This is a genomic window from Nostoc sp. EspVER01 (genome assembly GCF_034530635.1).
GTDB lineage: Bacteria > Cyanobacteriota > Cyanobacteriia > Cyanobacteriales > Nostocaceae > Nostoc.
In genome coordinates this window covers 1-18,305 of record NZ_JAVRCS010000037.1, presented here as the reverse complement: position 1 = coordinate 18,305, position 18,305 = coordinate 1, and the positions used below count along the sequence as shown (strand labels likewise).

General features: G+C 42.3%; 13 protein-coding genes. 9 read left to right on the top strand and 4 right to left on the bottom strand.

The genetic code is table 11. The features are described from left to right. Positions 1-54 precede the first annotated feature (54 nt). The 3 genes from RMX69_RS24020 to petC all read right to left on the bottom strand — a co-directional run bounded on the left by RMX69_RS24020 (position 55) and on the right by petC (position 2,758). Positions 55-786, bottom strand: a complete 732-nt coding sequence (locus RMX69_RS24020) for an RNA ligase family protein (protein ID WP_322638929.1) — start codon at positions 784-786, stop codon at positions 55-57. A gap of 332 nt (positions 787-1,118) precedes the next feature. Further along, positions 1,119-2,120 (bottom strand): cytochrome f, encoded by a 1,002-nt coding sequence (gene petA / locus RMX69_RS24015; RefSeq protein WP_181932931.1) that lies wholly within the window; start codon positions 2,118-2,120, stop codon positions 1,119-1,121. 98 nt (positions 2,121-2,218) lie between these two features. Then, the gene (petC, locus tag RMX69_RS24010) at positions 2,219-2,758 is read right to left on the bottom strand and encodes a cytochrome b6-f complex iron-sulfur subunit (RefSeq protein ID WP_289797433.1); all 540 of its coding nucleotides are present in this window, start codon (positions 2,756-2,758) and stop codon (positions 2,219-2,221) included. Between the two features lie 229 nt (positions 2,759-2,987). Between petC and RMX69_RS24005 the strand changes: the two genes are divergently transcribed. Together RMX69_RS24005 and RMX69_RS24000 are read left to right on the top strand one after the other, a co-directional pair. After that, positions 2,988-3,296 (top strand): DUF3067 family protein, encoded by a 309-nt coding sequence (locus RMX69_RS24005; RefSeq protein ID WP_289797432.1) that lies wholly within the window; start codon positions 2,988-2,990, stop codon positions 3,294-3,296. A 135-nt stretch (positions 3,297-3,431) separates the two neighbouring features. Beyond that, positions 3,432-3,989 carry a hypothetical protein gene (locus tag RMX69_RS24000; RefSeq protein WP_322638928.1) on the top strand — a complete coding sequence of 186 codons (558 nt, stop codon included), beginning with the start codon at positions 3,432-3,434 and terminating at the stop codon, positions 3,987-3,989. Between the two features lie 539 nt (positions 3,990-4,528). Here the strand turns inward: RMX69_RS24000 and tatC are convergent. Then, complete coding sequence (gene tatC / locus RMX69_RS23995) at positions 4,529-5,323, bottom strand: twin-arginine translocase subunit TatC (protein ID WP_322638927.1); 795 nt, start codon at positions 5,321-5,323, stop codon at positions 4,529-4,531. 314 nt (positions 5,324-5,637) lie between these two features. Here tatC and RMX69_RS23990 point away from each other — a divergent pair, with 314 nt between their 5' ends. From RMX69_RS23990 to RMX69_RS23960, 7 genes are all read left to right on the top strand, one after another. Continuing rightward, positions 5,638-5,868, top strand: a complete 231-nt coding sequence (locus RMX69_RS23990) for a hypothetical protein (RefSeq protein ID WP_289797429.1) — start codon at positions 5,638-5,640, stop codon at positions 5,866-5,868. A 43-nt stretch (positions 5,869-5,911) separates the two neighbouring features. Next, positions 5,912-6,769 (top strand): SDR family oxidoreductase, encoded by an 858-nt coding sequence (locus RMX69_RS23985; RefSeq protein WP_289797428.1) that lies wholly within the window; start codon positions 5,912-5,914, stop codon positions 6,767-6,769. Between the two features lie 580 nt (positions 6,770-7,349). After that, positions 7,350-8,099, top strand: a complete 750-nt coding sequence (locus RMX69_RS23980; RefSeq protein ID WP_322638926.1) for a PPC domain-containing protein — start codon at positions 7,350-7,352, stop codon at positions 8,097-8,099. A gap of 169 nt (positions 8,100-8,268) precedes the next feature. Beyond that, on the top strand, positions 8,269-9,051 hold the full coding sequence (locus RMX69_RS23975) for a peptidylprolyl isomerase (protein WP_322638925.1): 783 nt from the start codon (positions 8,269-8,271) through the stop codon (positions 9,049-9,051). A 1,149-nt stretch (positions 9,052-10,200) separates the two neighbouring features. Next, positions 10,201-11,532, top strand: coding sequence for a P-loop NTPase fold protein (locus RMX69_RS23970; RefSeq protein ID WP_289797424.1), 1,332 nt, complete (start codon positions 10,201-10,203; stop codon positions 11,530-11,532). Further along, positions 11,508-16,778 carry an eIF2A-related protein gene (locus tag RMX69_RS23965; RefSeq protein ID WP_322638924.1) on the top strand — a complete coding sequence of 1,757 codons (5,271 nt, stop codon included), beginning with the start codon at positions 11,508-11,510 and terminating at the stop codon, positions 16,776-16,778. The genes RMX69_RS23970 and RMX69_RS23965 overlap by 25 nt, the downstream gene beginning before the upstream one ends. 355 nt (positions 16,779-17,133) lie before the next feature. Beyond that, a complete protein-coding gene (locus RMX69_RS23960; protein ID WP_322638923.1) occupies positions 17,134-18,285 on the top strand; it encodes an IS4 family transposase in 1,152 nt (383 codons plus the stop codon). The last annotated feature ends 20 nt before the right edge of the window (positions 18,286-18,305 follow it).

Sequence of the window (18,305 nt, the reverse complement as noted above, 5' to 3'; positions counted from 1 at the left end):
CTAAATCAGAGTCACTTTCATTGAGCATCTGATGAGGAACATTAGGCGGAACTTCTACACCTTCGTGTTGAGAAAGCACTTGGCGGCATGGCGTTCATAATCTTCAAATCTCAGCTTTGCGATCGCACTTCTGGAAATTGTTCTAGCAACAATTCCCTCTGCTCGACCCTTTGCGCCTTCATCAAGAGCAACATTAGTTTTAGGAATTATCTTTTTGAGAAATTCGTGTGTTTCCTGGATACTTATTGGCAAAGCAGGAATTGTTGTAATTCGTGGTGTTAGTTCAAATCCATAATCAATTGCTGCTTTACTTAGTTCCTCTTCGTTGAGAAACACCTGACCTCCATTGTCACGCCACGCTGCCAATTGCTGTACAACCTTGGTGAATAGAATTTCAATATTTGTAAGAACTGCAACATCAAATAACCGCCAATTGACATTTTGTTGTGCCGTGTATTGTTTACTTGCAGCGGTGATTTTCCCACCATAGAGTTCGAGATATGCAACAGTGATGCTGTTTTGCACTTGAGGTAGTGAGTCTGCAACACCTTTAAGAGCATCTACGATACCAAGTGCAGGATTGCCAATGAGATCGCCTTTAGCAAACAATAACTCTTCTCTGCTACCTAAAACAAAGTTTCCATCGGGCAGGAGAATTATCCGAGAATTAGTACCATCTATCTTTTCAGTGAGGATGACTTCACCATCAAACTTAACCGTTTCTTCTAGCAAAGTACCCTTATCTCCTAGAGAATGATAGGTAGGGATACTGGGGTACTTAGTCATGGAGTTGAGCTTATTTAGCTGACAACTTCGTAGTGAAAAGTTATAGCTCATTGTTTTAAAAATATACTTTAAGTACTACAATTGTAGTGTTTAAAAACTAATTTCGCTAGGTTAGATTTTTTCAATAATTAGAAGTTAGGTATACAGTTCAGTTAATAAAAATTGTAGGTTGGGTTAAGCAAAGGACAAGCCAACAAAGCCCAGGAAATGTTTGGTTTCGTTCCTCAACCCAACCTACACAATTTAAGGTTTCTGACACTAACTGAACTGTATTGACATATAAAAAAGACAGGCTTGTTGCCTGTCTTGTAAATAATGATTTAGCAAAGAATTTAGAAATTCATCTCAGCAGCTTGAACTTTTTCAACCTGCTTCTTCTTCAGCACCAGCATAACTTGAGCCAACATTACAAGAGCGATGAACGCAATCATCCATTTGACTCTGGAAGCGTCTTGCAATACGATTTCTGCATCTATTTGACCGAATCCACCGACGTTCGGGTTGCTGGTCAAAGCATCACCAGTCTTAACTGCTTGCCCTTCGGAAACAAGTAGGTCTGGGCCTAAAGGAATCGTATCAACGACAACATCACCCGATTCAGGTTGGATGTTAACTAGATATTTAACGTTACCGTCTCCATCTTCCTCTTTGGCAATCTTGGTAATTGTGCCAGTAGCGGAAGCGTTGTAAACGGCGTTGTTGCTCTTTTCGCCTGTGGGATAAACTTGTCCGCGTCCCCGATTACCACCTACGTGAACTGAATATTTACCGAAGTGGATGTTTTTGTCGGTTGCGGGGTTGGGAGAAAGAACTGGGAAGACGATTTCCTGATACTGTTCACCGGGTAAAGGACCGACGATGACGACGTTATCTTTGCCTTCGCTGTAGGGTTGGTAGAAAGTGTCGCCAACTTCTTCTTTAAGTTCTTCGGAAAGACGGTCTTCAGGAGCAATCTTAAAGCCTTCGGGTAGCATCAGTACTGCACCGACGTTCAAGCCAACCTTAGAACCATCGGCACCAACCTGCTGGGCGCTCAGATCGTAGGGGATTTTCACCACTGCTTTGAATACAGTGTCAGGTAGCACCGATTGGGGAACTTCCACTTCTGTAACCTTGGCGGCTAGGTGACAGTTGGCACAAACAATTCGCCCTGTTGGTTCGCGGGGGGTTTCGGGATAGGTTTGCTGTGCCCAAAAGGGATAGGCGGCAGCTGATTGGGGAAGAGCTAGATCGCTGGTGAAGTAAAATGTCACAGTGGCGATCGCTATGAGCAATGTTTTGACGATCGCTCTAGCACTGCGAGTTAACCTCGCTGTTAGGAAAACATTTCTCATCTCTATAAGGGCGACAATTGAATTAGTCATTAGTCATTGGTCATTAGTCATTAGTCATTAAGCCCTGAACAAAGGACAAATGACTAAGGACAAAATTATTAACCCCACCAAGGTGCATCACCTGTGCGGAAGTCGGTTTCAGTCCAAGGGGTTAAAACGATCTTGTCGTCGTTGACGCTGGTATGGGCTAAAGCCAGAGACAGAGGTGCTGGGCCCCGAACAACTTTACCAGTTTCGTCATACTGAGAACCATGACAAGGACACTTGAATTTGTTCTCAGCAACGTTCCAGGGGACGACACAACCTAAATGGGTACAGATGGCGTTAATGCCATAATCTTTGATCGCCTCTTTGCTGTCTACCACAATATAGGTAGGATCTCCCTTTAGTCCTTGGACTAGGTTGCGATCGCCTGCATTCCGGTTTTCGAGAAATTTAGTGACGCTAACATCATTACCTAGCTCGTCTTTTGCTGTTGTACCGCCACCAGCGCCACCTGCTGCTGGTGGAATAAAGTACTTGACAACGGGATACAATGCACCCAGAGCTACTCCAGTGACAGTCCCAAAAGTGAGCAGATTCATGAACTGACGACGCCCCATATCGGGCACGTCTGCTGATTCAGAAAATTGAGCCATAATCTACGCGCTCTTTGTGTATTTTGTTAAGCATTTTGACAAAAGTACTAATACTTGAGCAACTCTTGTCTAAGTCGAAATGCTAGCGCTCACAACGATGCCATAATTCTTTGTTCCAAGAGATATTTAGCATCTTTTCTGTTAGCATTACATTTCTTTATATCCTTATCATACTGGAGTCACGGAACTTAACATCATAACTAAATGTAAAATCTGATTGAGAAAAGCTATGACAGGACAGGAATTACGCCAGATGTTGCTTGATAAGTGGGGATATTCTTATGATGTCCAGTTTCGACGGGCACAGGGAAAGATATTTTTGCAAGTAATGTGGAAATATCTGGAGCAAGCTTCTTTTCCCTTGAGCGAGGCGGAGTACCAAGAACATCTCGATACCATTGCCAATTATCTTCATGCCTTGGGTGGGTCAACACAGGTACAAACTTTTATTGCCCAAACACGCGATCGCCCTAGGCTCGGCAAAGCTGTTAGCATCCCTCTAGACTTGGGCGAACGTTCTTCGGAATGGATATTGTAACCGATTATTGCATTAACATTAATTAATTTCTGAGTAATTACAGTATTTTTTATTCAAAAATACTATAACGTCCTGTATAACCCTTTCACCTATTGGTAAGGTAAGAAAAAATACACGTTTTTAAGGAAAAAACAAATGGCTTTTATCTCAACATTTGAAATTCTTCTTAAGCCTCAACTTCCAAAAAAGCTTACAGATAAAGAACCTGAACTTAGCCCACTAGCAAGAAAAGTTCTCCAAGGCTATTTCCTGACGATTGCCAATGTCACTAATGAACTCGTATTTCTTTCCCTTGTAGTTACCACCAGAACACCCGGACTAGATCCTAAAAAAATCCTCACCGTTTTGGATACCACTGGTGTAGATGGCCCTGTAAGCAGTGTTTTTGAGGGCGTAGGAGGTATACAGAAATCACGCTTTACATTTCCTATCAATGCTAATGATACAGGCTTATTTATTCTGCAACCAGATGCTACTAATAAAAAACTTCGAGAAGAGGCAAATTTTGAGTTGCGGGGTTATGTCGAGATATCCATTAGTTCCGTATCAACTCCAAAAACAACTCAATTGCTAATCACTCCTGAGCATCGAGGTACATTTTTTGGCACAGATAAAGCCGAGCTAGGTGAGATTGCTTATGTTTTGCCTCTTGCTAATGGGAAAAGTCTATTTGAGTTAAGTAAAGATGGTTAACTCTATTTGATAAATAGTTACCTACAGCGCTTTGCAACTAAATGAGGTACAGAACCAAGGATTCACAAATCAAATTATTCTTCTGCCTCCTGCCTTCTGCCTCCTGCCTCAAAACCAGTGACTTTGTGCCTCATGTAACAGAAAACTGCTGTAATTATCATCTCTGGCATACATTAACAATTCGTAATTCGTAATTACGTTATGGATAAATATTTAGACTCCATTGCCCATAACGGTACAATCTTTAAAATTCGGGGACTTTGACCCGACGCTCAAATAGTCGCTAATGCTGCACTATCGGTTGAATTACGAACTTGTACTGAGCGTAGTCGTTGGCGTGGTAACAGAGCGTAGTCGTTCGCGGAGCGTCTCGTAGAGAAGTGCAGCCTCTCGTAGAGAAGTATTACGAACTTGTACTGAGCGACTTGTGCCGAGCGGAGCCGAGGTAAGCCGAAGTATTACGAATTACGAATCATTGGGGCTTAGATAAAGATTTGCTCACAAACTAAGATTGAAAATCTTTTTACTTCTTTCCTATGTCATTTTCCCGTGAGCTTTACCAATCCAACACCACCGAAATAAAGCGCTAAAACTGCTCCAGCTAAAAGACTTTGAGTCAAGGGGTCAGTAGAAGGCGTCAGGACGGCTCCTAAAACTACTGCTCCCATAATCACGTAACGCCAACCAGAAACCATCCGTTCTGACGAGACAATGTTTAAATTACCGAGCAACAGTTGAATAATGGGAATTTGAAATGCTAAACCAGTGCTGAATAACAGTAGCAACACAAATTCAAAATATTTATCAATTGACCAAAGTTGTTCGACTACATCTGCTCCGTAGCTAATGAAAAATTTCAAGGCTGCGGGGATAAGGAGTAAATAGGCAAATACTAAACCAGCTCCAAACAGCACACTGGAACCCAAAACCACAGGCCCCAGTAAACGGCGTTCGCGGCGAGTCAGTCCTGGAAGCACAAACTGGATAATCTGGTAAAGAATGAAAGGACTAGTAAGTACGATGCCAGTGTAGGCTGCAACTTTCAGGGAGACAAAGAAATATTCTCCAGGTGCAAGTTGGAGAAATTTTACTCCTTGTGCTGGAACCTCAAGTAGCTGGACAATCGGCTTAACGGCAAAGAAACAGCCAATAATGCCCACTGCTACGGCAATCAACGAATAGAAAATTCGTTGCCGCAACTCTTCTAGGTGGTCGAAAAGGGACATTTCGATTTCACCAGGCAACTCATCAAGAGGATCGGTGTCTGAGTTGCCATATCCTTCGGGGTCGAGGTTAGGAACGTTTACAGTATCTACGTCTTGTGAAGGCGTCATGAGTCAACTAGTAGGCAACATTTGTTAACTATTTTATCTGGGGAATGCAGCTACTAAGATATGTTTATTAGGTGCTGTCGGTTTTTTGTCCTGTTTTTTGGGTTTGCATCTGCATAAGTTAGTAGGAAGCCATCTTTTAGGCAATGCCTCACCTAAAAAAAGCGGAACCGATAATTTAAAAATTACGTCTCTGCGGCTAGTAGCGCTGCATAAATCCACACAACATTAACATTTAATACTCAGTTTTAAAAATCCGGTTCATTAAGGTGTCATTTATACATAGCTTAATCGGAAATTGTTAGCTGAGGTTGGATATGAACCGGATAATTTGCATTGCCCTCGTGGCATTGCCTGTTTATTTTTACAATGTTGAGCTAGGCAATACTTCTAGTAGTGATGTGACAATTGTCAAAAACCAGTATCTCACAATAGCTGCTCTAATTGCTTACAGTACAAATTCTCAGTTACGCATCTTGCCGTGGCAAATATCGGCTAGAGATGACCAAACCGAAGATTGCCTTCGGTTTGGTACTTGCAAAGATTGATACTAATTCGTAATTACGGCAGCCCCATCATCAAAGAAAATTAATGGTTGTAGAAAATCAACGTACAGTAGTGGTTACAGGAGCCTCAACAGGAATTGGTCAGGCGTGTGCTTTGCTTCTAGACCAATTGGGCTTCTCGGTTTTTGCTGGAGTACGTCAAGATGTTGATGCTCAGACACTTAAACAGAAAGGGTCACAAAGGCTGATTCCAATTTTTTTAGATGTTACTGATGCTGAATCGATCGCAGCTGCGGTTGATATGGTAACAAATGCAGTTGGTGGTGCGGGGATTTTAGGTTTAGTGAATAATGCCGGAATTGCTGTTCCTGGGCCGTTAGAATTATTAGCGATCGCAGAATTTCAACACCAGATGCAGGTTAATGTCACTGGACAATTAGCTGTGACACAAGCATTTCTTGGTCTTTTACGCCAAAGTCGGGGTCGAATTATCAATATGGGTTCCATTGCTGGTAGGAGTCCAACGCCGTTTTTGGGCGCTTATAATGCTTCTAAATTTGCCTTGGAAGCACTCACTGATGTAATGCGGATGGAGTTACGACCTTGGGGAATCTCGGTTTCAATTATTGAACCTGGTTCTATTGCGACCCCAATTTGGGAAAAGTCTCTTAGTCAATCGGAAATAGCACAGCACGACTTACCACAATCGGCACAAAATCTCTACGGTCAAGCGATGAATATTGTCCGCAAGAAAATGCAGATTCTCGCATCTAAGGGAATTTCTGCGGATATTGTCGCTCAAGTTGTTGTCCATGCGCTGACTGCAAAGCAACCTAAGACGCGCTATCTTGTTGGACAAGATGCCAAAATTGGAGCGCTGATCAAGCATATTTTGCCTGACAAGCTACATGACCGTCTAATTCTATATTCGATGGGTTTGTAGATGACTTCCGGTTTTTCAGAGCTAGTCTCAATTTACATTAGACTTCTGCCTTGAAAATAAGGCAGGAGGAAAAGACATTTTGGGGTTGCATATTTGTGGGATGGGCAACATGAGCGTCCCTTGTATTTCCGGGCGGGCAGGATGCCCACCCCACAAGAATCATCCCTTAATTCAGCAACACAGACATTTTCATTGTTCCTTGTGAGCGCAGCTCATGGAGTCTCTTGCAAAAGTCATAATTTTAGAGTTTTTCTCTGCACCTGTGCGCCCACTGTTCGCGCATAAAGTTAAGTTCGGAAATAACTGAAATCATTTCTGTGTCTAGCTTGGAGAGACCGAAGTTAAGAAGTTAAGAAGTTTGTAAATTCGTTCTTAAGTTCGTCAACTTCGGTTGAGTTGAATGGGTTGAAATGACACAATCAATCTATAAAAGTTTTTTAGGGATCAAGAAATAATTCAGCATAAAAAATTGCTTATTACGCATAAGCAATGACTAAAGCTCTATGGCTTTAAACTCTCACTGATGCATCTGCTGAGTTTAACTTGACCAAATCATTATCAACAACAAAAGGAGTAAAAAATGACTGTCTACGATGATATCGGTGTTCTGTCTGCTACCCCTGTTACCCGCAATTACTACAATTTAAATGAACTTGATCCCACTGATGTCTTTGAGTTCAGCATCAACGAGACCAAAAACATAAATCTGTCTGTGACAGGTATTAGTGCTAGTGATGATGCTGACTTGTACCTTTATCAAGATAACGGTAACGGTTTCTTTGACACAGGCGACCAACTAGTTACTTCTTCTGGTCGTGGGGGTAACGTAGATGACTTGCTTAATCTTCGAGCAAACGCAGGTACTTATTTTGCCGAAGTTCGTCGCTTTAGCAGCGGCTCATCAGGCGACGTAAGTTATGATTTAGCGTTATCTGCAACTACACCCAATTCGACACTTAGTTACAGCGATCTTTTGCCTAGAGAGTTTGAACTTGGCGACTTGTCAGCTGATGTTATCCGCTCTGGTACAATAAGTGATACCAACACCACAGATACTTACCAATTCTCTCTAGACTTCTATGAGGGTGTGGACATTACATTGAGCGGACTCCAAAGTGATGCTGACATCCGACTGATTGCGGACTATAACAACAATCGTATTGTTGATGTAGGTGAGGAAGTTGCACGCTCTAATAGTGGTGGTACTCTATCAGATGTAATTTCTAACACTGTAGATTCTGGTACTTACTTCTTGCAGGTCAATCAATATAGTAGTATACAGACTGCTTACACCTTAACTTTTGACCACTTCACCACCACCTATGTTTAAGTTGAGGCATTGGAAGTGGTTAGCGGTAATTGAAAGCATTGTAGGGTAATGCTCTCAAGGGTACGCAAATGTTGCAAGCGGCAGAGAATCATATCTGAACTTTGCCGCTTTGTTGAAAAAAGGATCACTACATTATTTATTAAATATTTCAACAAAATAGTATTTAAATATGACTAAAGCTTTACAAATAGGCGATGTCTACGACGGGCGTAGCTACATCTCGGACTTACCTACAGAAATTATACCCTTTTTAGCTAGTTATAACCTGATTGGGCAATTTTTATCTCAGAGTATTATCGAATCTGCGATGTCTACGACGGGCTACGCCAACGCACCAATCACCTGCACACAAGCAGAAATATCTCATGCTCTCAAGCAATTTTATCAGCATTGGGATTTGACAACCGAGCAAAAAATCCAAGATTGGTGTTTACGTTACTGTCTGACTGAAAAACAATTAGAACTTTTCGTAACCAGAAAGCTCAGATTTGAAAAATTCAAGCAAATAACTTGGGGGCATCAATTAGAATCTTATTTTCTCAAACGTAAAAGATATTTGGATCAAGTCATTTATTCTTTGATTCGGACTGAAAACAGAGGAATAGCCAACGAACTATTTTTCCGAATTACAGAAGGAGAACAGTCATTTGCTGAACTCGCGCGTGAATATTCTCAAGGGACAGAAGCTAATACAAATGGAATCATCGGGCCAGTGGAACTTGGTACTATCACTCCCAATTTTGCCAAGTTACTTTGTACAAGGCAAGTGGGTATAGTTCAAGGACCCTTACCCTTTGGAGAATCATGGATAATTTTACGTGTGGAAAAGTTTATAACTGCACAGTTGGACAATTTTATGCGCCAACGATTACTGCAAGAAAATTTTGAAACTTGGTTTCAACAACAACTCAATCAACTATCGCCGGAAGAAAAAGCCTGGATGGGAATGTGAATTTTACACATCCTATAAAAAGTCAGATCAAAAATTGAGTGACTAAATTGAATTTCATAAATATAGCAACGGACAGGGAGCTTAGGACAGCAATAAAATCACAAAGTACGCTGTTGAAGACGCGTTTCCCGCAAACTGTCCTAACGGCTTTGGCGACTGCTATAAAATTAATTATTTAATGCGTTATAGATTGCATTCCACAACATTAGATTGCGAACACCCAAAAGGATTCCAAGCAGCAACGGCATGTTCACTATTGATACCAATAGAAGTAGTAACAATCGACACAATTCTAACTGATGCAAGAGCCTTTAATAATTTCATAGGCTAAAAGCTTTAGACGCGTTAGAAGTAAATTCATCCACGACTGCGATCGTGCAAGTCATCTCATCGCCTCCCTAACCTTCGAGAACACTTCATGAACGGGTAGGCGAGATGCTTCTTACTGTTAGGACTTACGCAAAACTACACGCTGTAGAGGCAGTTCATGCACATTGGTGTCAACTTAACGTGAAAGCCAGCTTAGACTGAGCTTTGAGAGATTGCCTTGTTCCCAGTCGGAGAATGGGAATGGTGTCCTAGAGGCTGCGCCTCCTTTACTGGCGGCAGCAGCCCAACGATTAGCATTTCCAGCCTCTGGCTGGAAACCAGGTTTTAAAAGAGTTTTTGCTTAAGTTGACACCAATGCAAGGCTTTGCGCCCCTACGAAAATCTGTACCTCGCCTTGGCGTAGCCTCTTAGCCTCTGTCTGCGACATGCTGCGCGTTCGCGTAAGCGTCCCGCAGGGAACGTAGAGAAGTTGGAATCTGCTATAAATAGTAGTCAACTTGGGACGACTCTTGTCATCTCAAAATGAGCGAACAGACAGATTGTACTTAAAAGTACCTTTTTTGGTCTGGGATATTTTTAATATTCATAAGAGTACCTTATTCCATATGAGATATTTCTGCCATTTATACTTATAGAAGTATTTCTACTTAGTTAAAATCGAATGTCACCATTGCGGTGTGCTATATAAAACGTAGATATGAAAAATCAACCAGAATGCTGTTAATTTAGTTAGTAATTAAGGCAGATGTACTTAAATTGACAGATCAATTGCCGAAAAAAATTTTGTCATCTTTTATTCTTAAATGAACTCCATTAGTTATGCTCCTAGATTTAGAAAGATTTTATCAGGCTTGCAATCCGAGCAGACCTCTAATTATAGGAAACCCTAGCGATCGCAGGTACTATATCGATTTTGCTGCGGTGCGGGGTGGCAAAATTATCGAAGCTTTGCAGCGGACGATCGCTAAAATATCGCCGGATATCCCAACCTGTCAACTATTTACCGGACATCTCGGCTGTGGAAAATCAACGGAGTTATTGCGCCTGAAAGCTGAGTTAGAAGTGCAGCAATTTCATGTAGTTTATTTTGAGTCTACCCATGTCTTAGAAATGGCCGATGTGGATGTGACTGATATTTTGTTAGCGATCGCTGGACAGGTGAGTGAAAGCCTAGAACCGATGAAAATTAGGCTCAAGCCTCGCTACTTTAGCAAGTTGTTTGGTGAAGTTGTGGATTTCTTGCAGACGCCAATTGACGTTGGGGTAGAAGCAGAGTTGTCTGTAGGGATTGCCAAAATTACAGCTAAAACAAAAGAAAGTCCCCAATTGCGGCGGCGGTTAAGAGATTATCTAGAACCACGAACCGCAAATATTTTACAGTCAATTAATCAAGAATTACTAGAACCTGCCACCAAGGAACTGAAAGCCAGGGGTAAAAGAGGATTGGTGGTAATTGTTGATAACTTGGATCGAGTCGCAATTCGACCTTTACCATCAGGGCGATCGCTGCCAGAATATTTATTTATTCAACGGGGCGAACAATTACGCAAACTGAATTGTCATGTAGTCTACACTATTCCCCTAGCCTTGACTTTCTCCAACGATAGCGCCGAACTTCAGCATCGTTTAGGCGGTGGAGTCGCACCAAAAGTTTTACCGATGATACCTGTGCGTTTGCGCTCTGGCGAGATTTTTCCGCAAGGGCTAGCAATGATGCGGCAAATGGTGCTAGCTAGAGCTTTTCCAGACATTTTACCTAGCGATCGGTTAGGCTTAATTACAGAGGTGTTTGATAGTTTAGAAACCTTAGATCGATTGTGCCTAATGAGTGGTGGTCATGTCCGCGACTTACTAGGTTTACTGTTTGACTGTCTGCGAGAACAAGATCCACCCTTTGAGCGGGAATGTGTCGAACTGGTGATCCGAAGACAGCGCGATTACCGAGCTAACGCTATCGACCCCCATGAGTGGGAACTAATCTTTCAGGTGGTGCAACAGCAACGAGTTAGAGGTGATATAGAATACCATACCCTTTTGCGAAGTCTATTTGTATTTGAATACCGCGATCATCAGGGAGCTTGGTTTGCCGTCAACCCAGTTTTAGCAGAGACGGAAAAATTTAAATCATGGTTGAACGACACTCACAAGTAGATATAACAGCAGCTAATGAGCGGGCTTTACGGAGTTTGGGGAGAGCAATTACCCTTTCTAGCGGTCAATTTTCCTTGGTTTTGGTGTGCTGCAATTATCGAGTTTTGCAAGAACTTATGCTGCAACGACTCGAAGAAATCTCTTCAGGAGTACACCACATTCAAAAGGTAATTCTGCCGCATAATGCCAGAAGTCTTTATACAAGTATTCATTTACAACTACTAACCGAAGCTAATCCACCATCGGCGTTGATGATTTTGGGTTTAGAGTCAGTAGATGGACTCGACGATTTTCTGAGGTCTGTTAATCATATTCGGGATGAATTTCGCAAACGCCACCCATTTCCGATGATTGTCTGGATGAATGAGGAAGTGTTGCAAAAGGTAGTCCGTTTAGCACCAGATTTTGCTAGTTGGGCGGCGACACCGATTCGGTTTGAAATGACAACTCAATCACTGCTGGAATTTCTGCAACAGGAAACTGACTCTTTATTTGCTACGGTGTTAGCAAACGATGCTGCACAACACCAACCTCCTCAACTTGCAAAGCATTATTCCACTGTCGAGCAAGTCTGGGAACATAGCTATGAACTCCACTTTGCGATAAAAGAGTTGCACAATCGTGGTATTACCTTAGAGCCAGAATTACACGCTAGTTTAGAATTTGTTTTTGGTCTAGATAATTATATTAGCGATCGCATCAATACAGGTTTAAGCCATTTTCAGCAAAGCTTGCAAGTTTGGCAAAAGTTGGCAGAGACGGTGGGAGCAGCACTTCGGCTACGCTCAGTGACCGGGGAGCAGGGGAGCAGCACTTCGGCTACGCTCAGTGACCGGGGAGCAGGGGAGCATACTTCTCTACGAGAGGCTGCGCCAACGACTACGCTCAGTAACCGAGGGAGCGGGGGAGATGAGGGGGTATTCTCTTCGTCTACGCCTCCTAATCGTCCATCTCCCCTACTGCTGCGACAGGGAATTTTGCTGTTTTATATTGGGTTGTGTTATTGCCGTTTTGCAGAGCAAAATCAAACAGAAAACCGCCGCCATTGGTACACTGCTAAATCTTATTTTCAGCAATGCTTGCATATCTTACAGGTGGCTGGGCGTTTAGATATAGTTGCTGGATTTATTAATCAACTCGCTGAGGTTTTGCAATATCTGCAAGAGTGGGAAGAATTGCAGACAGTTGCTCAAAAGTCTTTGGAATTACATCAAACTTATGGTACTCAAATCCAATTAGCTTGTGACTACGGTTTTCTGGCACAGGTGGCTGTGGAGCAGTCGCGGTGGGTACAGGCGAGTATCTTAGCACACGTATCGCTACTAAAATTAGGGGAGGCGCAAAAGCAGAACGACCCTTATAACTGCTTATTTCCATTATTATTGGCGCAAACTTACTATTTAGTATTGGCGAAAGCACAGCGAAATATCGGTGAGCTAGTAATCGCTCGTGAATACTTAGATAAGGCGACAAAAGAACTACCAGCAGCATTAGAAAACAGTGCCCATCAATACGATGCCCATCGTTATATTCGCTTATTGCGGAGACTGCGATCGCTCTACTTTGAAGAAGGACGATATTTAGAAGCCTATTACATTCGACAGAAACGGCGTTCTGTTGAGCAGCAGTATGGTTTTCGGGCTTTTATTGGGGCAGGACGTTTGCAACCCCAAAGACAGGCGACAAACCCAGCATTAATGTCACCTTCTGGAAGTAGCAGTGTTGCTCTAGAAATTGCGGCTTCTGGTCGAGAGCGTGATATTAATAACTTAATTGGCAGAATTAGCCGCGCCGATCAAAAATTGACGGTGATTCACGGTCAATCGGGGGTAGGTAAGAGTTCCACCGTAACGGCGGGTTTAGTTCCAGCACTGCAAAATCGAGCCATTGGCGATCAAATAGCCGTGCCTGTGGTACTGCAAGTTTATACCGATTGGGCACGGGAATTAGGGAAATCTTTAAGTGAAGCGATGTCTAGTGATGCATCCCTGGCGATTTACGCTGATATTGAGCTAGAAGCAACCATTGAACCGGAGGCTTTGCCTTACTCTGGCACACCGTTCACCATTGGTGGAATTTTACAACAACTCCAAGAGAATGCCGATCGCCATTTGATCACAGTTTTAATTTTTGACCAGTTTGAAGAATTTTTCTTTGGTTATAGCGATCGCAATCAAAAGCAAGAGTTTGATAAATTTATCAGCGATTGTCTCAATATACCCTTTGTCAAAGTCATCCTTTCCTTGCGAGAAGATTATTTACATCGTTTATTAGATTTTAAACATCTTTCGGCACTGGAAGCGATTAACAATAATATTCTCGACAAGCATATTCGCTATCAGTTAAATAATTTTTCGCCGGAATATGCCAAAGCAATTATCCAAAAATTGACAGAGCGATCGCAGTTTAATTTAGAACCCGCTCTAATTGATGCCTTAATCGAAGATTTATCCACAGAATTTGGAGAAGTCCGCCCCATTGAATTACAAGTTGTGGGCGCACAAATTCAAGATGAACGCATTACTACCTTAGAAGAATATCAACCATATAGACCCAACAAACTGATCGAGAGATATCTTAAGGAACTGATTAAAGACTGCGGCCCAGAAAATGAACGAGCCGCGTTACTCGTCTTATACTTATTAACAGATGAAAGTAACAACCGACCTTTTAAAACTCGTGCTGAGTTAGCGGCGCAGCTATCAGAATTAGAAGATGCTGACAAATTAGAGTTAGTCTTAGAAATTTTAGTTAGCTCCGGTTTAGTGGTACTATTCCCTGATGTACCAGAACGCTATCAACTGATTCACGATTATTTAGTAGACTTGATTCGCTACCTGCAACAACAAGAATCGAGCTTACAGGTACAACTAAATCAGTTGCGCTACAAAGTAGAACAAAGTAAAGCTGAGATTGAGCGGCTGAAAAGCGAACTTAGTCAAAATAAGCAGCGTTCCAAATTGGTAGCTCCTCATCCGCAACAGGGATTAGACTTATTAACGGAATTGCGAGAATTACACAAACGGGAAGAATTAAGTCAGTTAGAAATTGAGCAATTACGAGCTGAACTTAAAGAAAAAGAGTTAACAGCTAAACTTGCAGAAAGTCAAAAGAAACAAAGACTTAGTGAAGCTCAATTAAATCGTTCGCTGAAAATTGCCCTCACAGCTTCCGTTCTCGCCATCTTGGGATTAAGTGTTTCTATCGTCACAGCAGTAGATAGCGAAATTAAAACCCTCAGCGCATCCAGTGAAGCCCTCTTTGCTTCGCAAAAAGGTATTGATGCTTTAAAAGAAAGTTTAAAAGCAGGGAGAAAATTACAACAAACAGTCTGGGTAGATTCCTATACAAGAGAGCAAGTACAGACGGCACTTTATCAAGCAGTTTCAGGGGTCAGAGAATATAACCGTTTGGACGGGCATATATCTGGGGTAAATAGTGCTACATTCAGTCTCGATCGCTCCTTAATTGCCTCAGCCAGTGCGGATAATACAATTAAACTCTGGCTTCCTGATGGTAGCTTAGTTAAAACCTTGTCGGGGCATGAGGATGTAGTTAATAGCGTCAGTTTCAGCCCAGATAGTCAAATCATTGCTTCCGCCAGTCAAGACAAGACGATAAAACTTTGGAGTCGAGAGGGTCAACTGCTTGCTACCTTATTAGGGCATCAGGGTGTGGTGAATAGTGTGAGTTTCAGCCCAGATGGCCAGATTATTGCTTCAGCGAGTACAGACAAAACAGTGAAACTGTGGAGTCGCGATGGTAAGCTGCTCAAAACCTTGCAGGGACATAATGGTGCAGTCTTGAGTGTCGCTTGGTCAAATGATGGTCAAACCTTAGCTTCTGGGAGTGCTGACAAGACGGCGAAACTGTGGAGTCGCGATGGTAAACTGCTCAAAACCTTGCAGGGACATGAGGATGCAGTTAAAAGTGTCGCTTGGTCGCCCGATGGGAAAATAATTGCTTCTGCTAGTTTAGACCAGACAATCAAGCTGTGGAATGTTGAGGGGAAGCTACTGCGAACCTTATCGGGCCATAGTGCTGGAGTTACCAGCGTCAGTTTTAGCCGTGATGGTAACACGATGCCTACGGCGGGCTACGCCTACGCTTCCGCAAGTACTGATGAGACAATCAAACTCTGGAGTTCTGAGGGTGTGTTGCTGGGAACCCTGAAGGGACATAATAATTGGGTTAACAGTGTCAGCTTCAGCCCAGATGGTCGCACCCTGATTTCCGCCAGTCGGGACAAAACTATTAAACTTTGGCATTGGGACGATGTGTTACTGCGAAAGCCCAAAGCCGATAATGATGACTGGGTAACTAGCATCAGTTTTAGCCCAGGCGATCGCATCTTAGCAGCCGCAAGCCGAGACAAAACTGTAAAACTTTTCAGTCGAGACGGTCAATTACTCCGTATATTAACGGGGCATCAGGGTCAAGTTTGGGGTGTAGATTGGTCGCCCGATGGTCAAGTAATTGCCTCGGCCAGTAAAGATAAAACAGTAAAACTTTGGAGTGGTGACGGTCAACTGCTCAACACCTTACAGAGTCATAATGATACCGTCTTGAGTGTAGCTTGGTCGCCCGATGGTCAAGTAATTGCCTCGGCTAGTAAAGATAAAACAGTAAAACTTTGGAGTCGCAACGGTAAACTACTTAACACCTTGCAGGGACATCAAGAAGCGGTGAATTGGGTAAGTTTTAGCCCAGATGGCAAGTTGTTAGCCTCAGCCAGCGATGATAAAACCGTGAAAATTTGGAGTCTAGATGGTAAATTGCTATACACATTAACTGGTCATAGCCGCCGGGTAAATGGGGTTGCTTGGTCGCCTGATGGTCAAAGCATTGCCTCAGTGAGTATTGATAGCACAGTGAAGATTTGGAATCGAGACGGGAAACTGTTAAATAATCTTGCGGGCAATGGCGATAGTTTTATCAGTGTCAGTTTTAGCCCCGATGGCAAGACTCTGGCAGCTAGCAGTGATGACAAAGTGAGGATTTGGAACCGAGAAGGAACGTTGCTGATAGCTTTGAAAGGTGATAAAGATGAGTTAACCAGCGTCAGTTTCAGCCATGACAGCAAGACTCTGGCTGCGGGTAGTGGTAATGGCACAGTAATTTTCCGAGATTTAGCAGATATCCAACTGGATAAATTACTGGCACGGGGTTGCGATTTGCTACATGATTATTTGCAGACTAACCAGAAGGTAATTAAGAGCGATCGCGCCTTGTGTTCTGGTAGGTGATGGCGTATTTGATTATTAGACATAGGAACAATGTAGAGACCGTAAATTTACGGTCTCTACAAGTGTTATAGATAACGCATATTTAATTTCACCAGATGTCTATTGAATTTGATGTGATAGACTGCACCTATGCCGTCAAGTATGCAACATATGAACACTAGTAAACATTCGTACTTATATCCACAACTGGCACTTGGTACTTTTCTAGCTATCTTCTTTAACGTGTCTGCTATGGCTTGTCCAGAAAGGAATCAAGCTGACGGGGTGACAAAGCAGCTGAAGCAAAGACAGGAGAAGAGTGTGACCGTTTTGGGGTAAAAAAGATAGGTCAGGTATTCTCAACAAGACCTATCAAATGATAATGTTACCTAAATTCTACCAAAACTGCGCTCAAAATGTACTGACACCTACGCAGTACAAGATGCTAGAAATCTTAGTGATGGTGTTACAGTTTCATAAAACTGTAACGATAGAAAAGCTCTCATCTATATTTCCACAACCAATAAAATTTGAGAGTAGACGAAGGAGCATACAAAGATTTTTATTAATTCCCCAATTATCAATTCAATACCTGTGGTTTCCCCTAATAAAAAGATGGGTAAGAAACAGCCATATACGCGGACAGAAAAAACTGATATTCGCCATTGATAGAACCCAATGGCGGTCAGAAAACGTATTTGTAATCAGCTTAATTGAACAGAAAAGAGCAATACCTGTGTACTGGCTATTGTTACCCAAAAGAGGATGTAGTAATTTAGGTGAGCAAAAAGAGTTAATTCGACCACTGCTGCGGTTATTTAAAGGATATCAAATACTGATATTAGGCGATAGAGAATTTCATAGCATCAAACTAGCGAATTGGTTAGATAGCAAGGGAATTACCTTTGTGTTGCGTCAAAAACAAGGTACTTATATTCGGCAAGATAATCAATCATATCAACGGTTACAATCTTTGGGATTAAAGCCAGGTATCTCATTGTTTTTGTCGTCAATTCAAGCTACTAAACAAAAAGGTTTTGCTAAGTTTAATTTGGCCGGATATTACAAGCGTAAATATCGTGGTAAGCTTGAGCCTGCTGGCTGGTTTTTACTAACAAATCTTGATAGTCTCGCAGATGCGATTAAAGCATTTAAGTTGCGAAGTGGCATCGAAGCTATGTTTAAAGATTGTAAAACTGGTGGTTATAATTTGGAATCAACGTACGCAACTGGACAACGATTAATTGCACTAATTTTATTGATTGCAATCGCCTACACAATTGCAGTTTTCGCTGGTCGCAACTGCCGAAAAATGGGACTACAACAATATGTTGGTCGGCTTCAAGAATTAAAGCGTTATGCACGCCGACATAGTGCTTTTTGGGTTGGATTATATGGGTGTTTATGGGTAGGTGCTATGGAGTTTTGGTCAGATTTGGCGATCGCACTTGTGCGTCTCAAGCCCGGTAAACTACACTATTTTCAAAGGGGTCTACGTGCTATGGCCCTTATTCAATCAGCGCTCTAGCCTCTTTGTCACCCCGTCAG